This window comes from Gloeotrichia echinulata CP02 (assembly GCA_038087035.1).
In the GTDB taxonomy this organism is placed as follows: domain Bacteria; phylum Cyanobacteriota; class Cyanobacteriia; order Cyanobacteriales; family Nostocaceae; genus Gloeotrichia; species Gloeotrichia echinulata.
Genome location: CP051187.1, coordinates 5723994 through 5750476, shown reverse-complemented (window position 1 = coordinate 5750476; position 26483 = coordinate 5723994). Strand labels below are relative to the sequence as shown.

Genomic DNA, 26483 nt, shown 5'->3' with positions numbered 1-26483 from the left:
ATTTATTATATAATAATTACTGATATTTTTTTAACTTTTTGAAAGGTTATATTTGATTTTACCTGTATTTGGATATGGTGGGCGATGCCCACCCTACAGATACTAACACTTAGTTCTGTTCAAAAATAAAACCATATTCCTATATTGGTTTCTATTTCTTCACAGAATTAATTGGTTTTTAACTCACTCGCTGCTTCTTTATGGGTTGAGTAGAACTACCTGTAATACTGCCCAAATAAATACCGCCAATGGTTAGTAAAAACACAATATATGCTACTGCTTGCAGGAGATATATATTATCTCTGTAGCCAAACAAAGATTTGAGAATAATGCCGGGAAACTGGTCGTCAGGTAAAATGTTGGAGGTATTGGAAACTAGGGGTCCTAAAATACAAGAGTGGAGTTTAGCAAAGCGTTCATAATAAAAACAAAGACTTTCTGAGGCGCGATTGCTGAGGGCGAGGTTAGCTATACCATCATCAAAATGTTTCAAGCCAGATACTACCAAGCCGGCAACAATTAAAACCAATAAAACGCCCATCACCTGGAAAAATTGGCGGATATTAATTTTCACACCCACTTTAAATAAGAGTACCCCAATGCCCGCTGCTGCTACTAAACCACCAATAGCACCTAAAGCTGGTGCTAATCCCTGTTGAAAATTAGCAGCGACGAACAGAACAGTTTCAAAGCCTTCGCGGACAACAGCAACTAAAATTAAAGTAAAAACGCCCCAACCAGCATTTGAATTTTGTGTCAGTGTTTCTGTTAGCGCTCCCTCAACTTGAGCTTTCATAAATCTGGCTTGTTTAGTCATCCAGATGAGCATCCAACTGAGCATTGCAATTGCTAACACGCTAAATACACCTTCAAGCATGGGTTCAACAACTGAGGTGTATTGAGGATTAACCGCTCCTAAAACTTGAATTATCCAACTAAACAGCACACCTATCATAGCACTGACAACAATGCCAACGCCGACACCAGCATATACCCAAGAATTAAGTTGTGATTGTTTGGCTTTTTTTAGCAAAGCCAATACAATTCCTACAACTAAGGCGGCTTCTACTCCTTCTCGGAGTGTGATGACAAAAGTAGGTAAGGCAGTAGTAAAATTCATTTTTATTAGTAAAGAGGCAAGTGTCAAGTGTCAAAAGTCAAGTGTCAAAAGTTTGGCTAATGACAAATGACTAATGACTAATGACTATTAACTAAAATCGCGTAACATCTTTTTCAATTCGAGATTATGCATCTCTTCTTGACCAATCATGCCACGAGCGAATTCTTCTAGATAGATGCTAGCATTTGTAACGGTTTCTAGGAGATTTTTATACAAATCTAACGCCTTTTTTTCATGAGATAAGCTTTCTGCCAAGATATCCTTGACTGAATGCTGATAAGTTTCTTCCATTGGGGAGATTTTCAGGGAAGGATGTCCATCTAAACCTGTCAGAATTTCTCCCACTTGTTGAGCATGAAGTAGAGATTCACTCGCTTGTGCTTTGAAAAAAGCCACAATGGGAATGCGGTTTTGACCTGTCACCATGAGGGAATAATGTGTGTAGCGCACTACCCCCGCTAGTTCAAATTCCATGATGGCGTTCAGGAGGTCAATGGTTTTTTGGTGGTCAAGATCTTGCATCAGTTGTTAAGTTAAGCAAAATTACAAAGGTCGGATGATGAGTTATGAGTAATAAGTTAGGAGTTATACTGTTTTCAGGTATTCAAAAAACAGGCTATCTAGATTCTTAACTTCTAACTATTTCCTCACTTCTCACTTATTTTAAATCCTTCCTTTGCATATCCAATCATCCCAAAATATTATCTTTGTGCTTGGGTGCTGGATTTTTCAATCACTATTTGAGAGTTTTGTTCAATGGTTTTCACCAGTTTGGTAACATCTTCAGGAGTTTTTACTGGTGTCGCTGGGGGTATAGCAGCAGGCCAAACTTTTGTCAATTCAGCCAAAGTAGTATTAATTTCTTTATGTGCTTTGGGATTTGTTTGAGCTACTTGGCTAGCAATTCCTTTATATAACTCATTGACGTAGACTACAAAGCCACGAGAGTCTTGATATTCAATCGCTGCAGAGATTTTACCATTGGCGATCGCGGCTCCATATTCTGAGGTAGCTGCATCTAGCAACTCATTAATCACCTGTAGCACAAATCCTGGTTTCGAGCGTTGAGCATCTGGTAAAGTGGCGATCGCTCCATCAATAGCCTGTACTGAAGCCACAAAGTTAGTTTTAACTGTGGCATTCTTGGGATTAGATTTCACTAAATCTTGCAAACTCACCAAAGTTGTCTTAAATTCTTTCACTTTGCGCTCATTTAATTGCTCTTCTATATCAACATATATCTCTTCAACTGGATGTCCTATATGAGGTTCGGCTTGTTTCGGCTGATTCTGCTCTAGCAGTTCTTTTGCTACTAAAAGATGTCCTTTCATTAAGCCTAACTTGGTCATATAGTCAACATCTTTTGCTTCACCTGTAAGCACCTGTTCCTCAATAGATACCAAGTCTTTAATTTGGTCAAGCTGTTGGGGGGTAATTACTTTTTTGCTGACTAAATCTTCGGGACTGGCGTAGGGACGATTAGCCTGGATTTTGTTCGATAATGCTGGCACACCTAGCTTGGCTTCCAATTTATCCAACTCTGACAAGATAGCATTATTAATATTAATTTTGCCTTTACTACCGTGATTATTGTGATTGTTATGACTCACAGCTTCTGTAATCTGAGGGCTGGAATTGCCACCAGGCACGGATGTATTTTCTGTGGTTGGCGTACTGTTACAGGCGCTGAGAGTAACTATTGCGGCAGTAGCAATACTTAAACAAATATAACGAAATTTTCTCATGTTTGCTCCTGGCAAGATTTTAACGGTAGCGATGGCAAGATTTAAAACTACTATCAGCACTTGGTTTGACGCTATGTCCTAGATTTGACTGTTCCATATAATGACATTTTTTGTCAACTAGTAGGAAAACTTTTCCAGATAATTTAATAATTTTTTTGAATTTAGTATCCAATTTCTGTCTAATAAGCTAAAAGAACTACTCCCCAATCCCCAATAGTAATGAGTAATGAGTAATGAGTAATGAGTAATGAGTAAATTAATCCAATCCCCAATCCCTGGTAACAGAGCGGAGCCGTTCGCGTAGCGTCCGCACCAGAAGTGCAATCCCTGGTAACAGAGCGGAGCCGTTCGCGTAGCGTCCGCACCAGAAGTGCAATCCCTAATCCCTGGTAACAGAGCGGAGCCGTTCGCGTAGCGTCCGCACCAGAAGTGCAATCCCTGGTAACAGAGCGGAGCCGTTCGCGTAGCGTCCGCACCAGAAGTGCAATCCCTAATCCCTGGTAACAGAGCGGAGCCGTTCGCGTAGCGTCCGCACCAGAAGTGCAATCCCTTTTTCATGAATTCAAAACTTCAAATTGACCCATACAACCGTTTTCGGCGATCGCATCTTGATGAGGATGAAACATATACTTACCGGGATAGGTATAGGCAAATTCTAAGATGTGGCGTTCTGCTGTCCCCATTGTCACTACATCAGCTTTTTCACTGGGTTTCATCGTCATACCACTGCGATATAACTCAAAAAAGTTACCATGAATATGAAAGGTCACTGCCGGATCAAATTCAATCATGTTGAGGACATATAGCCGAATCAACTGATTTTGGTAGATCTGAATCGGGTGATGCATGTAGTGGTGTGGCACGCCGTTAAAAGCATAAAATTCGTTGTGTCTGTCTTCATTTACGTCATAACCAGCCATAATCAACACCATTTCATCAGCTGGTGGACGGGGAGTAGGCGGATCGATGATAAACATTCCGTATAATCCCTTGCCGATATGACGAGTGACAGGTTCCGTATGGCAATGATACAAGTGAACACCAAAAGGTGCTACGTCAAACTCATAAACAGTAGCTGAACCATGACGCACTGGGCGAACACCATCCATTTCTGAACGATGAATACCATGAAAATGCATTGAATGGGAATGCCCCCCCTGGTTGAGAAACAACACTCGGACGCGATCGCCCTGTTTTGCTCTGAGTGTTGGACCGGGTACGCGATTATTAAAATTCCAGGCGTTGAAAGAGACTGCACTATTGAGTTGAATCGTAGAATTTCCAGCCGTAATCCGAAATTCTCGGATAGTGCGCCCATTTTCTCGCTTCAATGTCCCGTAATCAAAATCCCTTAGCACCTTCATTGGATTAACAACGTTGCTAGGTGCTTCCATCTCTGGTGGTGGTATCCTGACTATTGACTTACTTTGTACATTCAAAATCTGCCAAAGCGCCGCTGCAGCCGTCACACCACCGCCTGCTAAACCCAGTGTCAGCATTTGACGGCGACTCCAAAGTATTTCTTTCCCCAGAGCGAAGTTTTTGGGCATGACTTACGGTTAGCGCTCAACAACAGAATTGCAAAAGATTTGCAATTACTTTTGTGTATACTATCGGACTCCTTAATTATTGTCAATAATTCTCAAATACTTTTTAGCCCCTATTTAAAGGCAGATATCTCTGATAACTTCCCCACTTTTATTATTTATTTTAAGTAAATTTACTTTGAATTAAGTTATAAAAAACTCCAATCACCAGGGGGATGGGGCATGGAGAAAAGTCACCAAGAATGAGGCCAATACTGCGTAGGATTTGCAGGGGAGGCAAAACTCAACGCCAGCCTCCATTTCTCCCCCTGCTCCAAGAGCTTGCTTCAACCAAGAAATTCCTTAACCTACGCAGTATTGAGAATGAGGCAGCGCAAAAACACCGAATCTAAAAAGAAAATTAACAAAACTTCATATAATCAGAAAAATTGTATAGTTGTATAATATCTCACGTATATTTGAGGAGCAATCTGCCAGAAGTAGCACGAGAAAATCCCCCAACAGGGCATTGCAAAAAGGATAAAAATTTTGTTTCTTATTAAAGAGATGCCGTAGTTACATCGATTGGTTTGTGCTAAAAAACACAATAAATAACGGAGCAAAGAATGCATATTCCTGATGGGTTTGTTTCTGTTCCAGTGGCAGCAGCTACCAGTGTGATTAGCGTTGCAGCACTCAGTATTGCGTTGAGGCGATCGCAAGAAGCCTTGGGAAATCGTCACGCACCGATACTAGGCTTAACCACAGCCTTTATTTTTGCCGCCCAGATGATAAATTTTCCTGTAGCAGGAGGCACCAGTGGTCACTTGTTAGGAGGAACCTTAGCAGTGACCGTTTTGGGTAGCCCTTGGGCAGGTACATTATCCATTGCCACAGTTTTAATTATCCAAGCTGTGTTGTTTGCCGATGGTGGGATCACAGCCCTAGGGGCGAATATTTTGAACATGGCGGTAGTTGGTGTTTGGGTAGGCTGGGTATTAACTCAAACCTTACAGCGGCTATTTGGCGGATCACAAGGGCGTTTACCCCTAGCTGCTGGGATTGCGGCTGGTATTAGTGTAGTAGTAGCATCTATAGCTTGTGCCATTGAGTTAGCCCTTTCTGGAACAGCACCAGTAGCCATAGTTTTACCAGCAATGACAGGGACTCATATTTTGATTGGCATTGGTGAAGGACTGATTACCGGCAGTGTGTTGACTTACTTAACCAAAGCCAGACCAGATTTGTTACCAGGAGAACAGCAAAAGTTTCGGGGGTGGTTGGTGCCGATTGTTAGCATTGTCCTAGTTGCAGGTGTATTGTCACTGTTTGCGTCAGCATGGCCTGATGGTTTAGAAAAAGTTGCCGAAAACATAGGCTTTATTGGCTTATCCGAGAAAGTGCGGGTGGTGGTACCGACGCCCCTAGCTGACTATGGTATTCAAGATTTGGGAGCAATTGGTACCTCGATTGCTGGACTAATAGGAGCCACGGTTTGCTTTACTGTAGCCTTTGGGATTGCGAAGGTGGTGAAACCGAAGAATGCTTAAAATTTCTTTGCCATTACGCTTGCAACTTTCCCTAGTGATTGTAGTGGGAGCAGCTTTATTAAAGCATCATGCTTGGCTTTGCTTGGGTGCATATGGCGCGATCGCACTTTTGTGGGCGGTACTATTGCGCGTCAAAATTCGCCAAATTGGCACATTACTGGGTACAGAATTGATTTTTCTCTCATTGCTAGCGTTACCCTTGGGATGGGAGCGTGCTAGTTTTTTGTTAGTGCGCTCTGTCGTTTGTCTGATAACGATGAATAGTTTTTTGTTAACTTTACCGCCCCATAGCTTCGGTATTGCCCTCAAAAGTTTACCAGTACCAGCCGCGCTAAAACAAAACCTGCTTTTGACTGGTCAATACATGGAAATTTTGCTGGCGGAAGTTACAAGAATGCAGCGCAGCGCTCAATTACGAGGTCTTAACGGTGCCGCCGGCTGGGTGCGCTACGCTAGTGCAGCGATGATTGGCGCCTTGTACCTCCGCAGTCTCGATAGGGCAGAAAGAGTTTACGCAGCAATGATAACACGAGGTTATCACGGAGAGTTACCGGTAGATGCATCATTAAGACTCAAAGACCGGATTCTCGTGTTAACAGCTTGTGCGATCGCTACTGGTTTAACCGTAACTTCTTACAGAATTTAACCTAGTTGTAAATCTTGAAATCTTTAACATCTCATCCCCAAACTCCAAAGAGTAACCCGCACCCTGCTGTGGTCGAAGTTCAAAATTTATTCTATGCCTATGCCAATCAAAAACCAGTACTACGCGATATTTCTTTTAGCTTAAACCCAGGCGATCGCGTGGCGTTAATGGGAGCAACAGGTTCGGGAAAAAGCACCTTGCTAGAGAACCTGATTGGCTTAAAACAACCGCAAACCGGGAAAATTTTGATTAATGGTCTTCCCGTAGAACCGAAAACCTTACCCCAAGTGCGTCGTCAAATTGGCTTTAGCTTTCAAGACGCCAACGATCAATTATTTATGCCAACCATCTTAGAAGATGTTACCTTTGGACCACGCAATTATGGAGTACCACCAGCAGTAGCAATTGAGCAAGCGCGGGAGTTATTAGCTGATTTTGGACTAGAAGCCTACGCCAACCGTTCCGCCCACGAACTTTCTGGAGGACAAAGACGCCTAGCCGCCCTAGCCGCGATTTTAGCCCTAAAACCAGCAATTTTGATATTAGATGAGCCAACTAACGGACTTGATCCCGCATGGCGTCGTCACTTAGCCCACGTGTTATTAAAATTGCCAGTGCAGGTGATGTTAATCGCCTCCCATGACCTCAATTGGTTAGGCAAAGTTACTCAACGTGCGTTAGTGCTTGCTGATGGTTATATTCCCATCAATCGGGAAATTCAGCCACTTTTACGAGATGGGGAGACCTTAGAAAAGCTGGGTTTACCAGTAGGTTGGTAATGTTTTTGGCGTCAAACGATGATCTTCCGGGGCGCAAGGCCTAAGTCCCCTACCTCTATCAGATACTGGTGGCGAATGGTGGGTTTAACCCATCATAGGACGGGAAAATGAGGGTTTTTGGCGTCAAACGATGATCTTCCGGGGCGCAAGGCCTTGCGCCCCTACCCATAATTGTCCTCACATAGCTGATAAAACAGGTGTCGTCTCCTATTCGTTAGCGGTATCCTAATAGGGGTGGCAGTATGTCAATAATTCGGTACTATTATTTGGGTTTTACCGCTGGTGGCGTATTAATGTTTATTTCACGTACATATACCGTTATTGCTCATGTTAGCCTGAGTATCGCTTTGTTGGTTACTGGTTGTAGCGAGACAAAGGTCGCTCAGTGTCAGCGACTAATTAAGGTGCTGAATGAAGGAAATTCTCTGATTGACAAAAATAAAGGACAGCAGGTGACAACCAGCTTACAACTGTCTAAGGATTTAGCAACTGTTACTAAATCCTTAGAAGATCTGAATTTAAAAGACCCCAAGTTGAAAGAATTCCAAAGCCGTTTTGTCAAGGTGTTTGACAATCTCAGTCAAGCGATCGCCAAAGCGGCTAAGGCCTTAGCTTCAGCAAAAGCAGCCGAAGCCTCGCCATCTGGTAGGGAAAAACTACAAAAGGCTAGAATAGAAATCGACACAGCCTTGACAGCGGCCGCTAAAACTGCTGGTAAGGATTCAGATGCGTTAGTCGGTGAAATGAATAAGTACTGTAGTCAACCTGATTGACAATAAAAAACTTCTTATTCCCCTCCATCTCGTGGTGGAGGGGCTAGTCCCGCGATTTCAAACTATTTGTTTAGCCGGATAAATTTTTAGATACCCCTAAATCCACACGATATGATACCAGCTGTAGGGGCACGGCAATGCCGTGCCCCTACGCTAAATCTACATGTGTCAGCGTTTTAGTGGTATTGTATAAGACTTTGAAATCGCGGGACTAGGGGTGGGGTGTTATTCCACAGCTAGGTAAGTATATGAGCGGGAAGGGAGATTTTTTTTGGCAGGGTTGCCTCTGATGATTTTCTAGCTATACTAGTACATTAGACTGATTAATTGACAAATGACACACTAGCCAGTTTCACCATCTAGGTTTGTTGTGCTTGGCATTGCTCACCCTATGTGTAATTCAAACATCAAATATTAATCCTATATAACTGATAACTGTTAAATCAAAAACCCAGAGCAATCACAAGTCTTAGGAGTAACCATTTATGAAAGAGGAACTAATTGAGTTGATAGCCACAGTTTTGCAGGTCTTAAGAATCAATATGAGCTGGATGACTTGGAATCTATTTCTGGCTTTTATACCTTTAGTTTTGAGTGTGTGGCTATTTCGTACCAAACTCGGACGTTCTTGGGTTTGGTGGCTAGGATTTTTAGTTTTTTATGCTTTCTTACCAAATGCACCTTATTTGTTAACTGATGTCATTCACCTGATAGACGATATTCGCAGAATTCAATCGGTTTGGATGATAACTCTGGTGCTACTTCCAGTCTATTTACTAGTAATTTTGGCTGGATTTGAAGCTTATGTAATATCTTTAATTAATTTAGGTTACTACTTACACCGCATCGGTAAGAGTCGATGGATTTTGTGGGTGGAATTGATTAGCCATTTTCTCTCTGCAATTGGGATTTATTGGGGTCGGTTCTTGCGTTTTAATAGTTGGGATTTTATTACTCAACCAGATGCATTGCTGACTAAAGGTGTAGAGGAACTTCTGGGTAAACAACCTTTGGTGATTATTGCTATCACCTTTGTCGTACTGCTAGGTTTGTACGCGATTATGAAACGAGTGAGTTTGGGTTTTGTGCGCCAACCACACAATGAGATCCCAATTCAATCAGGACAAGCTAATCCTAACACCCCTAATTTTTAACCTGGAGACTGGAGACTGGAGACTGGGGACACTTCGGCAAGCTCAGTGCATCGCTGGGGATTGGGGACACTTCGGCAAGCTCAGTGCATCGCTGGGGACTGGGGACTGGGGACACTTCGGCAAGCTCAGTGCATCGCTGGGGACTGGGGACTGAGGAAGATGGGGAGAATAATAACTCCTAACTCCTAACTCCTAACTCCTAACTCCTAACTCCTAACTCCTAACTCCTAACTCCTAACTCCTAACTCCTAACTCCTAACTCCTAACTCCTAACTCCTAACTCCTAACTCCTAACTCCTAACTCCTAACTCCTAACTCCTAACTCCTAACTCCTAACTCCTAACTCCTAACTCCTAACTCCTAACTCCTAACTCCTAACTCCTAACTCCTAACTCCTAACTCATTACTCCTAACTCCTAACTCCTAACTCCTAACTCCTAACTCCTAACTCCTAACTCCTAACTCCTAACTCCTAACTCCTAACTCCTAACTCCTAACTCCTAACTCCTAACTCCTAACTCCTAACTCCTAACTCCTAACTCCTAACTCCTAACTCCTAACTCCTAACTCCTAACTCCTAACTCCTAACTCCTAACTCCTAACTCCTAACTCCTAACTCCTAACTCCTAACTCCTAACTCCTAACTCCTAACTCCTAACTCCTAACTCCTAACTCCTAACTCCTAACTCCTAACTCCTAACTCCTAACTCCTAACTCCTAACTCCTAACTCCTAACTCCTAACTCCTAACTCCTAACTCCTAACTCCTAACTCCTAACTCCTAACTCCTAACTCATTACTCATTACTCATTACTCATTACTCATTACTCATTACTCATTACTCATTACTCATTACTCATTACTCATTACTCCCAATCCCCAATCCCCAATCCCCAATTTAATTTTAAATTTGGTGAGGGAGTCGGCTACGTGCTGCTGCTAAAATTAGGCGTTGTTCAGCACGAGCGATCGCCTGATATGTTCGCTGGACTGCTTCCGGTTCTACAGAAATCGAAGTAATGCCCCATTCTACCAGTCGATCAATGATTTCTGGATAGATCGCTGGCGCTTGACCGCAGATTGAACAAGGAATCCCCGCATCTTTTGACATCGCGATTAGTTGGGCGATCGCTCTGGTAACTGCTGGATGACATTCATTAAACACTCTCGCTAGCTCTCCTTGGTCTCGATCTACTCCTAGCAAGAGTTGAGTTAGGTCATTTGTACCAATCGAAATTCCCGCTACACCCGCTTTCACATAGTCTGGTAGCAAAAATAAAACGCTGGGAACTTCTGCCATGATCCATAATTGAAACTGGGGCACCAAAGTTAACCCTGCTTGCTCAACTTTGTGTCGGCAAACTGTAAATTCTTCAACACTGCGAACAAAAGGCAATAATAGGTTAATATTGGTATAGCCAGCTTTTTGTACAGTTGCCAAAGCTGTCAGTTCCAACTCAAAAACTGCGGGATTTAGTAAATAACTGAAAACCCCACGTTCACCCAGGATCGACTGTGAGGAAGATTGAACATTCTGGGTCAATGATGGTAACTCATGCGATCGCCAATCCAAAGAGCGATAAAAAATTGGTCGTGGTGCAAAAGCACGGGCAAATTTTATCATCTCACCAGACCAGCGTGCTAACAATTCTGCCTGACGCCCATCTACAAGCCAATTATTCGGGTGTTGTCCCTCCAGTATGTTTAGCGCCATCAGTTCTGAGCGTAACAATCCTACTCCATCTACTGGTAAGCTTTGCACTTGCTCGATTAAGCTGGACTGGCTGAGGTTAAGCAGCAGTTGGGTAGCAATCATCGGTTGACCCGAAATCAAGCCAGGATGGGGGTCTCTTAAGATTGGAGAAGACTGGTAATTGAATTCTAGATTCTCCTGTTCTCCCATTTTCCCCCTTTCCCCAACTCTTGTTTTGTCTTCCGTGAGTCGATGAATTTCTCCCCTATCTCCATCTAGCAGCAATCGTTCCCCGATTTCAATTAAGCCTGTCGCATTTTTGGCACTGACTACTGCGGGTATACCTAATTCTCTCGCCAAAATTGCCCCATGACTAGTTAACCCTCCCTGTTCCGTAATAATCCCATTAATTCCATGCATTAAATGTAACCAATCAGGAGTGATGGCTGGTGCTACTAAAATCACTCCCCTGGGTATTTGTTCGGGTTTAGGCAGACCCTTGCTAAGTACATACGCAGTCGCTGTTACACGCCCCCCTGCTGCCCCTATTCCCTTAATGATGTGTAAATTTGAACTAGAAGATGGGGGATTACTAATTTGCGTGATATAGATCTTAGGGTTCGGGGTTTCTTGAGATATAGTCCAGTCAATGCTAAAAGTTTTACCTAGCTCACCGAGAAGGTCCTTCCCCAAAGCAATGACTTTTTGCAAGTTCTCTGCTTCTAAAGAGTACTGTTTTTGTTCGCTTTCCTCAAGCAAATAGGCAACCAGACATTGATTATCTACTGTCAGCACCGATTTAGGCGCGGGTTGCAAATAACCCACAGGAACGGGAGCATCAAGACGATAAGCCAAGATTTTATTCCCCAGTTGCTGCTCTAACACCACACCAGTTTCCTGCTGGATGTAGTAGACATCTGGTAAAACTTCCCCATTAGCGATCGCTATTCCTAATCCCGACGTAGCTTCAATTTCCCAACCAGAAGAGTTAGCCTTGAGTAAACCACTAGCGATCGCATTTTGAACAGGTTGTACCAAAACTGCTAAATTAATTCGTTGCAGGTTAATTCCTGAGCGCTGCCAATATAATAAACTTCTGGCACGAAATAGTTGACTCCAAGTGCGCTTTAATCCCTGGGCGATTGCTTCCTCATCACAACCGCAGAAAACCGACTCTAACAACCCAGATATATTCCCTACTCCAGGAGTCACCCTCTGTAACGCCAAACTTGGTCGCAAAATCAGACAGCCCGTTTCCCATTCTCTCGCTGCTTTAAGAATTGTGTTGATCCAGTGCGGGGGCACCGTAGCTGTGATAACTTCCTGACGTAAGCGACCAGCTACCTGCTGAAGTTGACGCCAATTAGCTACATCTAGATGTAACGAAGAATGGGGTAAGTCAGCGATTAATGACTCTGAACTGTTGAGAGTTTCGAGAAATTCTCGCAAAACTTCCGCGCCGACTACAAAACCAGGCACAACCGGGTAGCCACGCTGCATGATTTTGCTCAAGTAAAAAGCTTTGTCACCTACTTTAGCACGGTCTTGCAGTTTAATTTGGTCCAGCCAGTAGAGTTTGTCCACTCAATTTGTTTAATTGTCAGTAGCTGTACGGTTTTTTGTTTGTGTAAGTGGTTAATGAGTGAACTACCTACACCGATTTGGAGTACCAAATACGGTTGCAGCAACTGGTACATTTCGCAATGCTGCCAGAACTTCCCTTGAGGTACTATTAGTAGTAGAATCACCCACTACCGGATTCCCTTTACGGCGTTTTATTGTTGGGAACAGTCCCAGCCCAACACGCTTTATATTGATAGCAGCATTAACATCCCTATCAACATAAAGCAATTCTTTTTCATCCCAGTAATTACGAATGTTGCAATCAGTGAAGATAAATTCATCACGATATGCAAGCAATTGAGATGTGTATGCAGGTTTTACCGCTATTGTCCTAGCCCCAGCTTTTCCAGCTATGTATTCTAGGATTGTGAAAAATTGTCCAAACGCCGCATCGTTCCAGGATTTATTTAATCCTGATTTAGCTGATTGACCGTTGGGTAAATATTTCCCATTTTCATCTTGTTTGGCTTTATTTTTCTTTGATAAAGCTCTTAAATTTAAATCTTCATATACAAAAACTTTCTTCCCAGTTTTGAGCAAGGTATGGGCAGTTTTAAAAGCATGGTCAATTCTAGCTCTGGCAATACGTTGATGTTCTTTTGCTTCTTTTTTAGCTAGTTTACGGCGTGATTTACTGCCCTTTTTCTTGGTGGATTTACGTTTGGATATATCTGCTAGTTTCTTTTCGGACTTAGAGAAAGATTTCAGCGATGGTAATTTGGTATTATCTGAAGTTGCCAAGTAATCATCTTCATGTAATACTGCATCCAATCCAAGAGTGTTTTCCCAAGTTGGAGCAATTTCATCAGGTGTAAAGGTAGGAATATTTGGGTCTGACAAACAAATGGTTACGTACCACCCATCCGCCTTTTTTGTCAAAAGAGCATTTTTTAACGTAAACCCATTAGGTAATGGGCGATGTAAACGCACCTTTACCCAGCCTTTTAATTTTGAAAATGACAAAAATAGCCATTCTTGCTCAACACGTTCGACAGTAATAGCTTGACCTTCAATTTTTATTGTGCGATAACGTGCCGAATTTTTAATACGAGGTTTACCGCTACGATTTCCTTTGTAATCACCTTCAACAAAGCGAGAGAAAGCTAAGTCTACACGCTTTGATACATCCTGTAATGTCTGAGATGGAACACTTGTAAAGTCTAGTAGTTCACCAGAATGACTTACCTTTATCAAATCGGACTTAATAACAGGAAGTTGTTTTTTTTGTGAGTAATAGTCGGGGTTGTCTCGTAATTTTGGTATTGAACAAATTAACGGACAAAAATTAATTGCAGTCCGATTATACTGATACCAGTCGAACCTGTCTCCTAACTGCCTGTTGTACCAGTATCGACAAATTCTTAACCAATTGTTTAGCTGGATTTTTTGCTTGGTGTCTGGATAAGCGCGGTACTGATAGTTGAGCAGTATAAAGAAATCACCTACTTGGTTGCATTTACTGTTGACATTTATTAAGATAAAGTATCGAGAAGGAAAAGTCAACGTTGAAACTCTCAAAAAATATGTCGAATCCACTAGATTTGCCAAAATAAAACAAAAGATTATTAATTACGAAACGCCCCAGTTACCGAATCAGCCTATGGCTAATATTGGTAATTAGGGCGTTTCGTAATTAATCGCCTTATATCCCGACACCAAACTGAGTACAGTTATGGTGCCAGGCTAAGGCGTAAAGCTAATTACACCGATTCTTCTGCGGTGGGGTAGCCGATCCAAAAAAGCTAACAAATGCTAACAAATGTCCGCTTGATGGCGGCTAGCCGCAGGGGAATTTATTGATCGTCCCCATGATATAATAGTAAATAGAAAGATTTATTGCCTAAAGTTTCGACCAAAAGTGTTGGACTAAAGTGCTACTAAAACAAATAGTATTTGTGGAGCAGTGGTATCCATCCACTAAAACCTGGCTAACGCCACGCTGCGCGAATAGCGCAGCGTGGCGCAACTACAAACGATAGACTTTATTTTCATTTCGTCACGAACTTGTACAATCCTGTACTAAGTCACGAGTAAGCATTAGACGATGAAATTTCTCCAGCCTTGACAAACAAGATTTGGGAGGAATTTAACCACTGAGAATCAAAAGCACTAAGATGAGTGGTAGTAATTAGAGTTTGAAAGCGGTCTTGAATAGCATCAAGCAATTGATTTTGGCGGGATGGGTCGAGTTCGGCTAAGACATCATCGAGTAATAGTAGTGGTGGCTCCCCAACTACTTCTTCGATTAATTGTAATTCTGCTAGTTTCAGAGCTAGTACCAGGGTGCGTTGCTGACCTTGGGAACCGTATTGACGAGCTGGTGTTTGGTTAATTGTTAATTCTACTTCATCGCGATGGGGTCCGACAAGGGTAGTTCCTTGGCGCAGTTCAGCGATCGCTCTTTGCTGAATTTTGGCTAAAAAAGCTTGTTGGACTTGTTCTGGTTGGTTTTGCTCCAAAGGAACACTAGGCGCATATTTCACTTCCAGCTTTTCTGTACTACCACTAATGCTAGAATGCCAAGTAGTAGCGATGGGTGCTAACCGCAAGATAGCGCGATCGCGTCTTCTAATGACCCGTGTCCCTGTGGTAGCCAACTGAGCATCCCACAGCGCTAGTTGTGAGTTTAGAGAAGTTGCATGTAACGTCTCTAGATTTTGTTTCAAAAAAGCATTCCGCTGGCGCAAAACCTGGTTATATTGCTGTAGAATATGAGCATAAACAGGTTCAAGTTGGATTAATAGAGTATCTAGCCAGTGACGACGAGTTTCTGGGCTACCGCGCACCAAATCCAAATCCAAGCTAGAAAATTCCACTGCATTTAACACACCAAGAAAATCCATTTGACGACGCACAGACTCGCCATTGATAGCAACAGTCCGGCGACCATTACGGCGGAGAGTTAAAGTTAACTCACTATCGCCAACGTCTCGTTCCAGAGTAGCATTAATTTGGGCGATAATTTCCCCTTCTTGAACCAAATCGCGATCACGTCCCATACGGTGCGATCGCAATGTCGCCAGCAACTCCACAGCTTCCAACAAATTGGACTTTCCCTGAGCGTTATTTCCTACCAAAATCGTTTTCGCAGCAGTGAAAGCAACCTTTTGGTCTTTGTAATTCCGAAACTGTCTCAGGTGAATAGTTTTGAGGTACATAAAAAAGTTAGGAGTTATGAATTAGAGCCTGACAATTAAAAAAATCTCCAATTTGTAGGATGCGTCAGGAGCGATACAACTTGGGTTAAGCAAGAGATTACTAGTACTGACGCACCCTAGGGACTCAAATATTGGGTAATTGATTTTTTGGCGTTTCTAACTTTTCACACCCAACTCCTAACTTTTTCACACACTCTTCTTACCCATAAAGCGGAAGAAAAGCTTCTCCCCTTCAATCCAGATAAACATCAACGCGCTGAAGCCAACACAAATACCCAACTCCTCCAAACTCAGCGAGTGGGTACCAAAGAAAGCTCGCAGGGGTGGCACGTAAATTAGCATCAGCTGTAAAATTGTAGTTAAGACCACAGCCCCCAGCACATAGGGATTTGATAAGGGATTCATTTCTATGGTCAGTTGGTTGTTGGAACGAATGGCGATCGCATGACCCATTTGAGCTAGACACAGGGTAGTAAATACCATTGTCATCCAAGTATCGCGATCGCCTTGATAACCAGCTGCATGGGTATGGTTATAAGCCCACTCCATCAGAATAATGGTGATGATAGCAAAGATAATGCCAATCCGCACCATGTAAGAACCCAACCCCCTAGCAAAAATACTTTCACGCGGACTGAAGGGTGGACGCTTCATCACATCTGGTTCTGGGGGTTCGACTGCTAATGCTAAAGCTGGTAAACCGTCTGTTACCAAGTTCATCCACAGAATTTGTAATGGAGTTAGGGGTACACCTCCCAATCCCAACAGCGGTGCTGAGGCGATAGTGATGACTTCGCCGATATTACTCCCCAGGATGTATTTAATAAAGCGGCGGATGTTGGTATAAACAACTCTACCTTCCTTAGTGGCAGCGACGATAGTGGCAAAGTTGTCATCGAGCAATACCATGTCACTAGCTTCTTTGCTCACATCTGTGCCTGTGATGCCCATAGCGATGCCGATATCAGCTTGTTTGAGGGCGGGGGCATCATTGACGCCATCGCCTGTCATAGCCACAAATCTGCCCCGGCGTTGCAATGCTTGGACAATTCGCAATTTGTGTTCTGGGGCTACTCTGGCATAAATACTTACCAGGTCAACGTTTTCTTCCAGTTCCTGGTCAGTCATCCGCTGTAGTTCTTGACCTGTGAGGACACTATCGCCTTCCTTGGCTATACCCAAATCAACGGCGATCGCTCGTGCTGTTAATTGATGGTCTCCAGTAATCATCACTGGGCGAATTCCAGCTTCGCGACATTCTTGGACTGCAGCCCTAACTTCTGGCCGTGGTGCGTCTAGCATCCCCACCAATCCCAACCAGACCAAGTTATTTTCCGATGTTTCCTCCGACCCTTCCGGCGGTATTTCTGTCAGGGGTTTGTAGGCGAAACCTAACACCCGCAGACCTTTACTCGCCATCTGGTCGTTTTCTGCCAGAATTGTTTGGCGTTGTGCTGCGGTGAGGGAAACTGAGTTTGTGCCTAAATGAATCTCAGTGCAACGTGCCAAGGTTAACTCTGGGGAACCTTTGGTAAACATTAAATAACTTTCAGATTGCAAAAAGCTAGCTATGGTTGGATCTACTTGGGTGACTGGCGATACACCTGTTGCTACTTCTTCAACCTGAGAAATCACGCTCATCCGTTTGCGTTCTGAGGAGAAAGGAAATTCGGCAACACGGGGTAATTTACTATTCCATTGGTCTTTTTCAATACTAGCTTTACCTGCCAAGGTGAGCAAAGCACCCTCTGTGGGGTCGCCCAAAATTGCCCATTCCCCTTGTTCCTTTTGCAGCACCGAGTCATTACAAACGGCACAGGCGACTAGTAAAGCGGAGATTTCGGGATATTCATCGACAGGAATTTTTTGTCCATTTAACTGAAACTCACCCGTAGGAGCATAACCTTCACCTGTGACGCGAAAGACCGAATTATTGGTGTAAACTGATTGCACCACCATCTTGTTCTGAGTCAAAGTCCCAGTTTTATCAGAACAAATTGTAGTGACAGAACCCAAGGTTTCCACAGCTGGGAGTTTGCGAATCAAGGCGTTTCGGCGTACCATCCGCTGAGTTCCCAAGGCGAGAGTCACGGTGATGACGGCGGGTAAGCCTTCTGGGACTACAGCCACCGCCATACTCAAGGATACTTCCAACAGGTCTTGTAAGTTGCTAAAACCTTGTGCCTGGATGATACCGCCAATGACGACGAATGCCACTAAAATCAAAGAACCTGTAACTAGGGTATTACCTAGTTGGGTCATCCGTTGCTGTAGGGGCGTAGGTTCAGTTTCCACAGCCTGCAACATCGCGGCAATTTTACCGAGTTCTGTTTGCATCCCGGTGTTAGTTACCAGAACCTTAGCACGCCCTTGCACGACTTCTGTACCTTGAAATACTAAATTCAGGCGATCGCCCAAAGATGTATCTTCAGGTAGTTGCAATTTCGCTTGTTTGTTCACAGCTACGGCTTCACCGGTCAGTGCTGACTCGCGCACTTGTAAGTTAGACTGTTCTAGCAAGCGGCCATCGGCGGCTATCTGCACCCCCGCTTCCAGCAGCATCACATCCCCTGGTACTAATTCCTTAGCGGCTATATCCAGCAGTTTACCGTCACGAATCACCCTAACCAAGGGAGAAGTCATTTTTTTCAAGGCTGCTAGGGCTTGTTCAGCACGGCTTTCTTGAACATAGCCAAGTACGCCATTCAGGATCACAATAGCCATAATGGCGATTGTATCCTTGAAGGGTACTTCACCCGGCTTTAAGTTACCCCCTTGTAAAGCAATGAGGTCTAAAAACCCCGAAATTAGGGCGACGCCAATCAGCATCAACAACATAATGTTCTTGAACTGATCGAGCAAAATCTCCCAAGCGCTGCGGCCACCACTTTCTTCTAGCTCATTCGGTCCATATTTTTGCAACCGCGTTTGAACTTCTTGGGGTGTTAAGCCACTGTCTGCGTTACTATCAAGCAGGTCTAGCGCTTCTTCAAATTCTAAACTATGCCAAATGGCGGCACCTTCTCCTGACGGAGACGCTTGGCGAACAGGCAGAGAATTAGCAGACATCGTGTAAGTCACAAGAAATGGTTACAAAATTCGATCATAATTTAGTGATGACTCGAAAACCATCAACTAAAGTTACATTAGGTTTATTTCCAAGTTGGATGATTGTAAGTGTTATTCCTGACATTTGCCAAGGTTTTGTTCCGATAACTCCTATGTATTTTTGTGTAGATATTTGTGGTCTTGAACACAAAGTACAGAAAATTAGGGGTAAAAGGAATCTAAACTTTGGTAACACAATACATACCACAATTGATTCTAAACGTGCTAGACGGTTCAATGAATATGCTTAATATGAGTTTTGCACTACCAAGTTTGACCGTTAGCCAGATGTTTGGGCAAAAGACTATTCGACCCCTCAGTGCTGCTACCCTGTATGGCATTGCTTTCATCAAAGATACGCTCATCGCGATTGACACGACTAAAGGCCATCTCCTGGAGATTGACCCCATATCAGACAATAGCAAAATTCTCAATCCCCACCAAGTTAAGGAATTTAGCGAAGTCACAGGTCTAGCAGTATGGGAAGATACCATCTGGATTAGCCGTGGTAACAGCGTTTATTTGTCTAAGCTGTCGTCTTTAGGTCTAGAGCATTTTGTCACATTACCTTATCCTGCCAACGGCATTGCTGTTTGGGAATCAACAATCTATGTTAGCTGTCAAAGGCTGGGCTATATTCTGATATTTGACCGCGATACCCGCAAAGAAATTACCAGATTTTATGCGCCTGGGGTGGGGGTAGAAAATTTGGCAGTCAATCAGGATACTCTTTGGGTATGCGATCGCACAGAACAAACAGTTTACTCTGTAGATCGAGCAACTGGGGAAATTCAATTTAGTGTGTTGACACCCTTTGACTCTCCCACAGGCATTGCCATACATCAAGATGCCGATACAGGTAAAGAAAGTCTGTACGTCGCCTACGCCTCTGAGGAGCCATATATTCGGGATAACCCCAATGCTGACCCCAATCATGAGATCACGTACCGCGATCGCACTTTTATTCACCCCCTGTATTATCATTATGAGCCAGATCAACACTACGCCCTCTCTAATGGTTATCTCATTGAAATGTCCTATGCTGAGGAAATTTCGCCCCTAGAAGAGGTATACTTACCAGAAGTAGAATGGCGTATTGCCTTGCCCTCAGAAACTGAGCGTCAAAAATTAAAACACGTTGAACCTATTGGTGTCCCCTTTACAGAAGAAATCATCGATGGTCAACGAGTCGCAGTATTTAAATTTGATGCCCTTACCCCAGGGGAACGACACATATTTGGCTGGAAAGCCCTTTTGGAAGTCCGAGGGATTAAATATCGCATTATACCCAGAGATGTTGAGGATATTCCCGAACTATCTCCTGAGTTTCAACAGCGCTACCTGGTAGACGATGATGATTTAGCAATGGATAGCTCCATTGTCCAACGTGCCGCCCGTGAAGCAGTAGGTTCAGAAACCAATCTGCTGCGAAAACTGTACAGCATCCGTAACTACGTTTACGATGAGTTGTCATATGGCATTAAACCATACATTGATACCCCGGATATCGTTTTAGATCGGGGTGTGGGTTCCTGTGGCGAGTATGTCGGCGTATTGCTAGCCCTGTGTCGTTTAAATGGCATTCCCTGTCGCACCGTCGGCAGGTATAAATGCCCACCCAACGCCGAACAGCAAGGCGTCCCCCTACAACCAGACTTTAATCATGTGTGGCTGGAATTCTACATCCCTGAATTTGGCTGGTTACCAATGGAATCCAATCCTGATGATATCGGCGACGGCGGCCCATATCCTACACGGTTTTTTATGGGTTTATGCTGGTATCACATTGAGATTGGCAAAGGTGTATCTTTTGAAACAGTCAGTAGTCAAGGAGTGCGCCTGACTAAAGAAGATATCCCCATTGGCGATCTAGCAATTAATCACATTCGCTTTACAATTCTTAAAGAACTACCAGGGTTTTGAAGGGAATAGGGAATAGGGATTGGGGATTGGGGATTGGGGATTGGGGATTGGGGATTGGGGATTGGGGATTGGGGATTGGGGATTGGGGATTGGGGATTGGGGATTGGGGATTGGGGATTGGGGATTGGGGATTGGGGAGATCAAGGACTTGAGAACTTGATCGAACGTTCAGAAGCTAATCCAAAGGAGGGTCGGTCATGAGGCTAAATTCTATTTATGGGGGCTAGGGCGTGTTTTCAAAGTCTTATACAATACCACTAAAACGCTGACACATGTAGATTTCGCGTAGGGGCACGGCAATGCCGTGCCCCTACAGATGCTATCATATCGTGTGGATTTAGGGGTATCTAAAAATTGATCCGGCTAAACAAATAGTTTGAAATCGCGGGACTAGGCGCGGGCGATTTCAATCGCCGTCCCCATTCCTCAACAAGTACTGGCACTAATCCCTCGGGTTACAGCTTTATTTTTTATGTTATCCCAAGTTGTTTGAGTTTAAAAAACAGTCATTTTACCTTTGATGAGTTTGAAACTCTCCTAACGCAGAATGGGTGGGAATTGAGCCGTCAAAACGAAAGTCATCGTTTATGGTATTCACCAAAGGGTCAAGCTTTACCAATTCAACCCCGAAAAGATGGGAAAGCAAAACTCTATCAAATTCAGCAGTTTTTTTGAATATCAAGAGGTAGAAGAGTAATGAGTTTCAGTAACTATGATTTTAATGGTTTTACGATTAATTTATATGTTGATGAACAAGGAGATTGGCTGGCACATTTTCAAGAAATGCCTAATATTTCAGCCTTTGGTGATACTCCTCAACAAGCTTTAGAGGAATTAAAATTAGCTTGGGAATTGGTTAAAGAAGATTATCAACAAAAAGGTAAAGATATTCCTGTTGCACCAATGCGTCAAAAATTATCTTCTTTATTGTAAGGCGATCGCACTCCTTTGCATACATCAAACAAAATGCGATCGCACTTAGGATACTCTTTTACTTAACACTTACTGAGTAAGTGCGATTGCTAGACTGAGCAAAAGAAGAAACAGTTGGATCAACACTATAAGTTGTCAAAAGAACTTTTCTACTCAAGTCGCCAGTATTCAACGCAGAATCATCTCCAGAGAAACTAACAGAGCCTCGATCTGGATAGTACAAGCCAACAAAATCTCCTTTTTTGACCTTAATGGGGCTGGAAAGCGAAAAAGAATTTTTTCCTACATTAGGGGTTTTTTCATCACTTTTACCAACTATAGACCAAGAAGTTACACCCGAAGAAGAAGTTGCACCTTTTCTGAAAATAATTAATTGTACATTCGAGGAATTTTTTGCCCAAATCTCCCAATTTTTTAATTCTCCATCCTCATTGATGGGAGCATTGGTATCAACTAGGTAGAAGTTTCTTCTCGTCGTATCCACATTGGCTCTTTCTATAACATCATTACCTCCTTGAATGGGTTTAACTTCCGGTTTAATCTCAAGCATTACAATAGGAGGCATTACAATAGGAGATAGAGAAATTCCTTTCAATACTTCTCCTAATATAATGGTTTCTCGATCAATCTGAGATATTTTATCTTCTCGCGTTTTTGATACCAAGTCTGCACACAACTTTCCGTTCACCCCAGGCTTATAGCAATCTTTAATTTGCTTTCCAGATGCCTCCTGTAGCTCAGATTTCTTCTTGTCTAGTTGAACTTTTTTCTGCTGTGAATAATCTTTTAGCGAATCCGAGCATATTTTAGCTGTTTGAGAGCTTTCACTTTGGCATACATTAAATAAGCTTGCCTTCTTGTTTGGTTGTTCCCATGCAGTTTCAAATCTTTTAAAAAATTCATTTTTAAGATATTCATCAGAAGCGTCAGCAATTAAATGAGTAGATTCTGTTAAATCTAACTCTCTAAACGTAATGTTTTCAGCAATAAATTGTACTGTTGCTGACTTAAATTCTCCAGAGGTAAGAATGTTTGTATCAGCAAAGCTACTTACTGATGTAAATGACCACAAGAGAATTGTCAGGAGGGCGATGGCGAAACGCTTAATGTTAAGGTAAGTACTGATTTTCCCACCTTTTCTGGAAATAAGAAGTTGCTTGAACAATTTCATGTTTTTTCCCATCCTTGTAATTAATTCCGACAAATATTTAGAAGAAGCTTTATTTCCCAGAACACCATCTCTCGCAAGAGATGGCATTCTTGAGTGAGTTGATAACTCCACTTGTTACTAAATGCAGGATATGTTAGGAATAAGATCACCTCTTAAAAGAGATGGTATTCTTAAGTTAATGACCCTAATTACCCAATGCTCATTCCACCACCAATGCATTTTACGAAAGGTCTACCCTCTGGAATACAGCCTTGAACTTCGACCCCAAGAAAGCAGTATTGCTTCATACAGAGATTGCCACAACATTGCTCGTGAACCTGCATGAAGGAGGGGGCGACACCGACTTTTGCGGCTAAAGCATTCGCACCTTTGACAATTGGTTGAGATTGAATTGGAAGTTTCATGATTGTTTTTCCTCATTTTAAATGTTGGATGTTTGCCTAACACGTACTACGAGATCGCGGTACGTGTCCGGCTTGAATTAGAACTTTCATAAACACTCATTCCAATACTGCTCGGTTAAGCCCAAAAACCTTAAAGAGGGTAGGTTGGGTTTCGTTCCTCAACCCAAGCTACGATTTTCCTTCCGGTTTAATCTCAGGCATTACTAGAACCCCACCGTAAGCGGCGGGGTTCTTTACTTCAACCTGCCTAGAGGCGTTGGATTTCCTATCCGTCTATCCGACTACGCAGTCACAGCTCATAAAGCCAGTGTCTCTGCAGTAACGGCCTTGCCCGCAGTTGACCACGCCACACCCAAACGGACAGTAGAACTGAGGCATCACGGCGTTGGACACTTCGACGACGTTATGTTGCATTGCCGCTTGGCGATTAATGGGTTGAGATTGAACGGGTAGTTTCATGGTTTTTTTTTCCTTTTTTCAGTGTTGAGTGTTCATTGTATGAGGTGATAGCGGGAAATTCCCTCCCTCACACATTAGGTAGCCTGATCAAATCCAGTTAAATAACCACACTAAAAAGAAGCTACAAACCCGTTTTTTAGGGAATTGAAACTATGTGCAATTATCCGGATTTAATATCTTTTTACTAGCTGGCTAACTACAGGGGGTGTGGCATCTGCTATTATAAAAGCAAGATTTGCCCCCAGAGTTCTTGCAATTGTGAGGATCTTTGTGATTAAGGATCTTGCCTTCACAGTTCTTGGGGCTGTAGCAGTCGGTAGGCACTGCTGCTTTCAAACCATTTTCTCCTTTTAGTTTTGTCGTGCTGACACCTCTGATTACAGGTTGAGCTTGGATTGGAAGTTTGATAATTGTTTCTCCGTTAAAGTTGTTTTGGGGATTGAGACCAAAAGCACAGTTTACCGATAGTGACAAGAATCACTTCACTCAGTCCAAGAACTAGCTTGACCAATAGTGACGGGAATTACATCGCTGACATAAATAGTTAACAGAAAAACTCTGTTAGAACGCTGGTTATTTTCTGGGTCAGAATATTTTCATTAACTAGCTACAGACCAAGAACGAACTTGACCAATGGTGACAGGAATTACTTCACTAACATCAACGGTAAATCTGTAGACCTTTCCAGCTCTGCGGCTATCTTGAAGGTTAAAAAACTGTAGCGTTACATCATAGCAATCTGAATCAGGACGACAGATTGGACTCTTTGTTACTCCAATGCTGTTCAGTCCTAATTGAGCATCTACCGCAGTAGCCAAAACCTGTGTCACTTGAAAAGCATTTGTAGCTGAGAAGTTAAGCGCCCGTTCCTGTGGTGTTACACCTAAGTTGCGGAATTCATAATAAATCCGCTCTAAATACTCTCGAATTTTTACAGTTAAATTCTCCCGTGTTTGCGCTGGGTAAGCCGCTACTAATGAATCAATGACAGCTGGAATTGTCCAACTATATATACCCCGCAATTCTGGAACAATGACAGGAACAGTTTGACCAGACATCAGCTTAATGCTGCTTGCAATACGTCCAGGGATTGAGACTCGCTCTACACTATCACCCTCTGCCAATATTTGCCGCAACCTGTCGTAACCAAAAGCTGCATAAGCACCCACAGGCACGATCGCATAAATTGGTGTAGCATCCAGGCTCAGAGTCCAAATTAGTGATTGTGCTTCGTAAGGATTTTGATTGAGATACTCAACCAAACTTACATCAGGAGGCATCATTTGGATAAAGGAGTCTCGGCGAGCTTCAGTGCCGAAATCTGTCCCCAATTGTCCTAGCGCGTAAACTATTGGTGGTGGTGCAGCTTTTTCTCCCGCACAAGTGGCACATTCGGAAGGTGTTACAGCAGAAGGAACTACACTAGCTTCAGGTTGTAGGTTCATCATGGGTATTGAGTAGCTGGATTCTAGCAAATTTGGCACTTGCACTACTGACTCTGTGAGTTGATTAGCCACTTCTGGCTCAATGTTGTTAACTTCACTTGCTTGAATCATGACTTCTTCTTGATTAGACATTTGTTGTATTCCTTCTTTTGTAATTAGGGATTTTACGCCAGGGATATTCAGACTTCCGACTAAACAACGTCGGCTATCTAAACCTTCTAGTTTGCAAGGCAATGCACTCCGAAGAATGGCATCACGAATAGCGTGAGGATCGGGCTTCTCACCTCTTTGCAATTGAAGACTGAGCAATAAGGCCACAATTCCTGAAACAATGGGAGCCGCAAAGCTAGTACCAGTTGTGGCGGCAGTTCCACCACCAGGGATAGCGCCTAAGATGTTTTCCCCAAGAGCAAGAATGCCTTGGTAACGATAAGCTTCACCCCAGTTACTAAAACCAATGGGTTGGCCAGCTGAGTCCATTGCGCCTACTGCTAATACCGACTCCAGCGCAGCAGGAATATGAAGGCAATCACAGCCATCATTACCAGCCGCTGCAACAATAAGAACGTTTCTCTCAGCACAAAGGCGGACTGCATTCGCGAGTAATTTATCTGATTCAGCAGAGGCTGCTAACTGACCACCGCTAATATTAATGACATTGGCTCCCTTCTCCACCGCTTGAGTGATTGCCCGTGCTAAGTCAATCTGAGAACAGGGGGAAATCCCTCCTTGACTCCCATTTGTAAACACTGGGACAATTAACCCGCGACATCCCGGAGCAATACCACGAATGGAACTATCATGTTGACCAAATATGACGCTGGCAACGTGGGTTCCATGCTGGGAAGCTGACCCTTGATCTGCAACACCCGATACTAAAGTTGATATCGAAGTAAGGTTGGCACCGTCGAAACAGGGGTGAGATTTGTCAACTGGTCCGTCGAGAACCGCTACACATATACGAGGGTCGCCGAGAGATTCAGCCCACAGGGATTGGAGTCCGGGGAGTGCCGCAATGCTACTGAAACCATCTGTTGCAGCTACCATCGTTGACACATTAAACCCCATTTTTTTTATTAGTTAGATGAAAGAACTAGCAACTTGGGTTAGTAGTAAGTTATGAACTGTGCTAGGACTAGCGATCGCTCACTTTCACTCTCATACCTCAAGCTCTGGTTTTTTCTTCCCACACTTTTTCGACGCTTTCCCACCCCAATTCCTGAACTTTTCGAGTTACGGGCACTTTTTCTCCAGAAAAATAAAATTCAAACCCC

Annotated in this window: 22 protein-coding genes; 10 read left to right on the top strand and 12 right to left on the bottom strand. The window is 43.2% G+C overall.

Annotated features, from left to right (window positions below; genetic code table 11):
* Nucleotides 1-178: 178 nt before the first annotated feature.
* From HEQ19_25485 to HEQ19_25465, 5 genes are all read right to left on the bottom strand, one after another.
* Nucleotides 179-1120, bottom strand: coding sequence for an FTR1 family protein (locus HEQ19_25485; protein WYM02340.1), 942 nt, complete (start codon nucleotides 1118-1120; stop codon nucleotides 179-181).
* An 87-nt stretch (nucleotides 1121-1207) separates the two neighbouring features.
* Nucleotides 1208-1642 (bottom strand): ferritin-like domain-containing protein, encoded by a 435-nt coding sequence (locus HEQ19_25480; protein WYM02339.1) that lies wholly within the window; start codon nucleotides 1640-1642, stop codon nucleotides 1208-1210.
* A 179-nt stretch (nucleotides 1643-1821) separates the two neighbouring features.
* Nucleotides 1822-2865, bottom strand: coding sequence for a helix-hairpin-helix domain-containing protein (locus tag HEQ19_25475; protein ID WYM03614.1), 1044 nt, complete (start codon nucleotides 2863-2865; stop codon nucleotides 1822-1824).
* Nucleotides 2866-3044: 179 nt separating this feature from the next.
* On the bottom strand, nucleotides 3045-3341 hold the full coding sequence (locus HEQ19_25470) for a hypothetical protein (GenBank protein WYM02338.1): 297 nt from the start codon (nucleotides 3339-3341) through the stop codon (nucleotides 3045-3047).
* Between the two features lie 78 nt (nucleotides 3342-3419).
* Nucleotides 3420-4415: a multicopper oxidase domain-containing protein gene (locus HEQ19_25465; protein WYM02337.1), complete on the bottom strand. Its 996-nt coding sequence runs from the start codon at nucleotides 4413-4415 to the stop codon at nucleotides 3420-3422.
* 602 nt (nucleotides 4416-5017) lie between these two features.
* On the opposite strand from HEQ19_25465, the gene HEQ19_25460 reads away from it, so the two are divergent.
* The 6 genes from HEQ19_25460 to HEQ19_25435 all read left to right on the top strand — a co-directional run bounded on the left by HEQ19_25460 (nucleotide 5018) and on the right by HEQ19_25435 (nucleotide 9447).
* Nucleotides 5018-5941, top strand: coding sequence for an energy-coupling factor ABC transporter permease (locus HEQ19_25460; protein ID WYM02336.1), 924 nt, complete (start codon nucleotides 5018-5020; stop codon nucleotides 5939-5941).
* Nucleotides 5934-6587: an energy-coupling factor transporter transmembrane protein EcfT gene (locus HEQ19_25455; protein ID WYM02335.1), complete on the top strand. Its 654-nt coding sequence runs from the start codon at nucleotides 5934-5936 to the stop codon at nucleotides 6585-6587. Before HEQ19_25460 ends, HEQ19_25455 begins: the two co-directional genes overlap by 8 nt.
* A gap of 14 nt (nucleotides 6588-6601) precedes the next feature.
* The gene (locus HEQ19_25450) at nucleotides 6602-7366 is read left to right on the top strand and encodes an ABC transporter ATP-binding protein (protein ID WYM02334.1); all 765 of its coding nucleotides are present in this window, start codon (nucleotides 6602-6604) and stop codon (nucleotides 7364-7366) included.
* A gap of 293 nt (nucleotides 7367-7659) precedes the next feature.
* The gene (locus HEQ19_25445; GenBank protein WYM03613.1) at nucleotides 7660-8139 is read left to right on the top strand and encodes a hypothetical protein; all 480 of its coding nucleotides are present in this window, start codon (nucleotides 7660-7662) and stop codon (nucleotides 8137-8139) included.
* A gap of 485 nt (nucleotides 8140-8624) precedes the next feature.
* Nucleotides 8625-9293 (top strand): DUF1361 domain-containing protein, encoded by a 669-nt coding sequence (locus HEQ19_25440; GenBank protein WYM02333.1) that lies wholly within the window; start codon nucleotides 8625-8627, stop codon nucleotides 9291-9293.
* Entirely contained in the window at nucleotides 9241-9447 is a 207-nt protein-coding gene (locus HEQ19_25435; GenBank protein ID WYL98131.1) for a hypothetical protein, read from the top strand. The genes HEQ19_25440 and HEQ19_25435 overlap by 53 nt, the downstream gene beginning before the upstream one ends.
* A 749-nt stretch (nucleotides 9448-10196) precedes the next feature.
* Here HEQ19_25435 and HEQ19_25430 read toward each other — a convergent pair.
* From HEQ19_25430 to HEQ19_25415, 4 genes are all read right to left on the bottom strand, one after another.
* Nucleotides 10197-12569, bottom strand: coding sequence for a putative PEP-binding protein (locus tag HEQ19_25430; protein ID WYM02332.1), 2373 nt, complete (start codon nucleotides 12567-12569; stop codon nucleotides 10197-10199).
* A 63-nt stretch (nucleotides 12570-12632) separates the two neighbouring features.
* Entirely contained in the window at nucleotides 12633-14111 is a 1479-nt protein-coding gene (locus tag HEQ19_25425) for a transposase (protein ID WYM03612.2), read from the bottom strand.
* Between the two features lie 521 nt (nucleotides 14112-14632).
* Nucleotides 14633-15766, bottom strand: coding sequence for a DNA replication/repair protein RecF (recF, locus tag HEQ19_25420; GenBank protein WYM02331.1), 1134 nt, complete (start codon nucleotides 15764-15766; stop codon nucleotides 14633-14635).
* Nucleotides 15767-15952: 186 nt separating this feature from the next.
* Nucleotides 15953-18835, bottom strand: a complete 2883-nt coding sequence (locus HEQ19_25415; protein ID WYM02330.1) for a cation-translocating P-type ATPase — start codon at nucleotides 18833-18835, stop codon at nucleotides 15953-15955.
* A gap of 291 nt (nucleotides 18836-19126) precedes the next feature.
* Here HEQ19_25415 and HEQ19_25410 point away from each other — a divergent pair, with 291 nt between their 5' ends.
* The 4 genes from HEQ19_25410 to HEQ19_25395 all read left to right on the top strand — a co-directional run bounded on the left by HEQ19_25410 (nucleotide 19127) and on the right by HEQ19_25395 (nucleotide 21730).
* Nucleotides 19127-20797, top strand: a complete 1671-nt coding sequence (locus tag HEQ19_25410) for a transglutaminase domain-containing protein (protein WYM02329.1) — start codon at nucleotides 19127-19129, stop codon at nucleotides 20795-20797.
* A 19-nt stretch (nucleotides 20798-20816) separates the two neighbouring features.
* Entirely contained in the window at nucleotides 20817-20957 is a 141-nt protein-coding gene (locus tag HEQ19_25405; GenBank protein WYM02328.1) for a hypothetical protein, read from the top strand.
* A gap of 329 nt (nucleotides 20958-21286) precedes the next feature.
* The gene (locus tag HEQ19_25400) at nucleotides 21287-21472 is read left to right on the top strand and encodes a type II toxin-antitoxin system HicA family toxin (protein WYM03611.2); all 186 of its coding nucleotides are present in this window, start codon (nucleotides 21287-21289) and stop codon (nucleotides 21470-21472) included.
* A 21-nt stretch (nucleotides 21473-21493) separates the two neighbouring features.
* Nucleotides 21494-21730: a type II toxin-antitoxin system HicB family antitoxin gene (locus HEQ19_25395; GenBank protein WYM02327.1), complete on the top strand. Its 237-nt coding sequence runs from the start codon at nucleotides 21494-21496 to the stop codon at nucleotides 21728-21730.
* A gap of 58 nt (nucleotides 21731-21788) precedes the next feature.
* On the opposite strand, the gene HEQ19_25390 is transcribed toward HEQ19_25395, so the two are convergent.
* From HEQ19_25390 to HEQ19_25380, 3 genes are all read right to left on the bottom strand, one after another.
* Complete coding sequence (locus HEQ19_25390; GenBank protein WYM02326.1) at nucleotides 21789-22988, bottom strand: hypothetical protein; 1200 nt, start codon at nucleotides 22986-22988, stop codon at nucleotides 21789-21791.
* A 101-nt stretch (nucleotides 22989-23089) separates the two neighbouring features.
* The gene (locus HEQ19_25385) at nucleotides 23090-23305 is read right to left on the bottom strand and encodes a hypothetical protein (protein ID WYM02325.1); all 216 of its coding nucleotides are present in this window, start codon (nucleotides 23303-23305) and stop codon (nucleotides 23090-23092) included.
* Nucleotides 23306-24363: 1058 nt separating this feature from the next.
* Complete coding sequence (locus tag HEQ19_25380) at nucleotides 24364-26256, bottom strand: PatA/PatG family cyanobactin maturation protease (GenBank protein ID WYM02324.2); 1893 nt, start codon at nucleotides 26254-26256, stop codon at nucleotides 24364-24366.
* Between the last annotated feature and the right edge of the window lie 227 nt (nucleotides 26257-26483).